The 3831-nt window shown below is 58.2% G+C and carries 4 protein-coding genes and 1 pseudogene; all 5 read right to left on the reverse strand.

The window, feature by feature from the left end:
- Positions 1-101: 101 nt before the first annotated feature.
- The gene (locus AAFX91_RS39725) at positions 102-977 is read right to left on the reverse strand and encodes a reverse transcriptase domain-containing protein (protein WP_349642720.1); all 876 of its coding nucleotides are present in this window, start codon (positions 975-977) and stop codon (positions 102-104) included.
- Positions 978-1751: 774 nt separating this feature from the next.
- Positions 1752-2300: pseudogene (locus tag AAFX91_RS39730) on the reverse strand (IS5 family transposase); the annotation flags it as partial.
- Positions 2284-2607, reverse strand: coding sequence for a hypothetical protein (locus tag AAFX91_RS39735; RefSeq protein ID WP_080664126.1), 324 nt, complete (start codon positions 2605-2607; stop codon positions 2284-2286). The gene AAFX91_RS39735 and the pseudogene AAFX91_RS39730, both read right to left, overlap by 17 nt.
- Positions 2608-2634: 27 nt before the next feature.
- A complete protein-coding gene (locus tag AAFX91_RS39740; RefSeq protein WP_028168747.1) occupies positions 2635-2856 on the reverse strand; it encodes a hypothetical protein in 222 nt (73 codons plus the stop codon).
- A gap of 98 nt (positions 2857-2954) precedes the next feature.
- The gene (locus AAFX91_RS39745; protein WP_130231852.1) at positions 2955-3431 is read right to left on the reverse strand and encodes a hypothetical protein; all 477 of its coding nucleotides are present in this window, start codon (positions 3429-3431) and stop codon (positions 2955-2957) included.
- Between the last annotated feature and the right edge of the window lie 400 nt (positions 3432-3831).

Consider the following 3831-nt stretch of genomic DNA (forward strand, 5'->3'; position numbering starts at 1 on the left):
CTAGGCTTTGCCGCGGCCGTCATCGCAGACGGCAGACTTCAACGCGCTTGCAAGGCGCAACCCGCACAGATCCGGACGGGCCCAATTAAGGCATCCGGCTCCTACCTTGGGTGTGTGACGGCGAAGCGCTGTTGGGGCCAGGGATGCAGGATACGGGGTTGAGGAAACCAATCATCTGCCAACTTCGTCATACGATCCCAAGTGAAGCCGTCTCGTTGGCTACGCCGCCGAAGCGTTCGTCGCCAGAGGTCGGTCACATAATAGCGGAAGGCTGAAAGCGCCCGTCCGTTTGCAGGAACCGCATAGTAGGCGAAGTGGCCGGTGATGACCTGTCTCAGCCATTTACCCTGGACGGGGATCGGTTGGTGCATTCGACGCCGCAGCTCTCCCTTGATGTCCTGAGGCTTCGTCCGCAGACGGTCGCGACGGGTCTTCCTTTGGAGCAGGAAGCTCCCCCGACGTGACTTACCGTAGATGTGGGTGAAGCCCAGAAACATGAACGTCTCCGGTTTGCCGAGCCCGCGTGCCTTGCGATTGGCCGCCGCATAGCGACCGAACTCAATCAGGCGGGTCTTGTCCGAATGGAGCGTCAGCGCGAATGCCTCAAACCGTTCACGCATCGCATCAAGGAAACGGCGAGCGTCGTCCTCATGCTCGAAGCCGGCCACCAGATCATCGGCGTAGCGCACGATAATCATATCGCCGTGAGCCTCTTGCCGTCGCCAGCGTTCGGCCCAAAGATCGAATGTGTAGTGCAGGTAAACGTTGGCGAGCAGCGGCGAAATCACCGATCCTTGCCCCGTGCCCCTGTCGTCCACGGTTACGACCTCGTCTTCGAGGATGCCCGCCTTCAGCCATTTACGGATCAGGCGGATGATGCGCTTGTCGCCGATGCGGTGCTCCAAAAACTGGACCAGCCAGTCTTGGCTCACACTTCCGAAGAAATTTTGCACGTCGGCGTCAACTATCCAGTTCACCTTCCGCGTGGTGATCGCTACCGCCAGGGCGTCCAGCGCATCGCTCCTCGGTGGACCCGAGCGTTCAGATCCTCAAGCCGAGGCTCCAGGTCTGTCTCGAAGTCCTGCCATGTCACACCGTCCACGCCGGGGCTGCTTTGCGCTTGAGCGCGTAGAACGCCAACCGGAGCGTGTCAGTGTTGATATGGTGGAGAGGCGCCGTGAACCGCTCTTTCTTCCCAAGCTTTGCCGCTTGCCGTACGCGGTCCAGCGCCTGGGTCACGCGAGCCCGGGTCTGCGTCCGGTGCGTGCTTTGCTGTCCCGCGTTCCTCTTGGTCCCAGCCCTTGGCTCCATCGCCTCTGCCACCGGAGCTACTATGGCCGAGTCAGACTTCTCCTGATCGTTCATCGGCGGCTATGGCTCCTCGCCTTCCCACCGCGGACCAGGCTGCTCAGCGAGCATCTGGCCGACCAAGAGACCTCCCGGTTCCCGTACAAGAAGCTTCTGCACATGCCAGGGTCTGCGACCACGCCGAAACGACTGGGCGCTCGCGATATCGCACCCCTTCGTGTTGCCTTCCGCTCAGTTGACAGCGTCGGCTCTCGGGAAAACACTCTTTCGCGGCTTAATGGCTGGCCTGTGCGCTCCCCTGCCGACGCTTCGCCGACATCCTCGCGGATGCCTGCGCACGGCTCGGGGCCGATGTGGGTCGCTACTCCTTCATCGTCGTGGACTTCCACCACCTACTCCTTGCCGGTCTCCCGGCGCACCAACTGTAATGTTAGGGTTCAGACTCAATTGATCCAATAGGCGACGACTGCGGCGATGTGGACGGCAGCCAAGAAGTTTCTGGCGAGTTTGTCGTAACGAGTTGCGACACGCCGGAAATCCTTGAGCCGGCAGAAGCAACGCTCGATGACGTTGCGCCCTTTATAGGCGCGCATGCTGAAGTTGTGGAGGGTCACCCTGTTGGATTTGTTTGGAATGACGGGCTTCGCACCACGATTGACGATTTCGGCGCGAAAGCCGTCGCCGTCGTAGCCTTTGTCCCCAATGAGGGACCAATGAGGGCAGACATTGGCGGCGCGAGGTCCAAAAGGGCCGGCGCTGCGGCAATATCTGCATCTTGGCCCGGAGTGAGATGAAATGCGCAAGGTTTGCAATCAGGGTCGCTCAGCGCGTGGATTTTCGTGGTCCGCCCGCCGCGCGAGCGGCCAATCGCCTGTTCATGCTCCCCCCTTTCCGCCGCTCGCCGAGCGATGCGCCTTGATCGAGGTGGAGTCGATGGACAAAGTCACGCCGTCCTTGCCGCCGCGGGCGAGCGCTTCAAAGATCGCTTGCCAATGTCACAACCACCTTCTTGCCAATTCCGAGATGTTTTTCTATCGCTGCGATTCTCTCGAGTGCGTGGTCTATCCCCTTGCGGTAGCCGGAAATATTCTCGACTTCTCGTCGAAGATCATCGAGGTCGTGACGAAGCGTTCTCAATTCCGAGTGGATTTCACTAAGCTCGCGATCAATGCGGGTGAAGCCAGCGTCGACTTTCTTCTCCAGTCGACCGATCTCGTTACGAATCTCTGTTCGAATATCCTCACCTTCTTCTTTGATAAGTCGAGCAAGCTTGTCGAAATCGGACTCCTTCTTAGCCATCCTGGAAGTATAGCACGGGGCCGATTGTCATGATCCCTTAGTCGCTCGCCTGAACTGATCGAGGCTGGATGCGAATGAAGGCAGCCGCCGATAGGTGCCATCCGAGTAGCGTTGGTAGCTCTGCCAGACGTGCGGATCGGCATCGGGGTCTCCGAAGTGCACCAATCCATCAAAGGCCCAGCCGTCGTCGGGATTGACGCCAAACCACACATCGCAAAACCGATCGCCCCGATCATCGACAAGCTGCACGAGCCAATCCGTTTTACCATGCTGACAGCGTACCTCGAATCTAAAGGCAGGTGCGTGGGAGAAGAGTTGCGGCATCAGTCGCTGGTTGAGCTCGCGCTCTAACCAGCGCTCGCGCGGTTCTCGCGCTTACGAATGAACGTCTCATATCCCTCCGGATTAACCTCCTTCAGGCGATCTAGCGCGCGCTCAGCTTCCAGATCGGCGGCCTTGCTATGACGCTGTTTGATCTCGTTTACTTTCGCTTCCATCCCTGCGAGCTGCCCCATTGCTGTTGTTACATCCTCGGATGCGATCTTGAGCTTCGCGCCTGGTGTCTCCTCGATGCCTACGAGCATCGCCCTAAGCTCTTTAACGGCATTGCAAAGAATGACCAGCTGTTCAGCTAAGCCAATCTCAGCACTTACGTCATTATCGACTTGCCGGTGAAAATTCGGTGCGATGTCCTGCACCACCGACCCGCTGAGTGGCGCGAAAAATGGAAAACTCAACCAAGAGAACCAATTAGGGTTTGACATAGAATCCTCTCGGCTATCTTGGTGTTCTTCCTCAGCATATTCCAGCAATTGGCGTGCCAATCGGCTTGGTTTCGACGATGGCGCAAAGTACAGATATCATTTCCATCGGGCATGCGAACCTAGCGCGGCCCGGATGTATACAATTCACCCTGAAATCACACGGATGTTGTAGGCTCTCGGTCATGGCAAACAGCATGATCGTCTCACAGAGAGTTCGCTGGGGTCCCGTTGATGGTCGCCCCGCAGGCATCCGCGTATAAGAGAACGAGGCTGAGGCTGACTTTATAGCGTGGCCTGACTTAGCAGTCTGCTGAAAAAGCCGTCGTCAGGGGCTGCGATTGATGATTCTATATCGATCATGGATCGTCGGGGGTTCGCATGCCGGGCGCTTTTTCGGATCAGGGCGGATTATTTTCGTACATTTCGCCGGAGGCACGAGTTCCTGCGGACCATCCGCTCA

It is taken from the genome of Bradyrhizobium sp. 31Argb (genome assembly GCF_043638955.1).
In the GTDB taxonomy this organism is placed as follows: Bacteria; Pseudomonadota; Alphaproteobacteria; order Rhizobiales; family Xanthobacteraceae; genus Bradyrhizobium.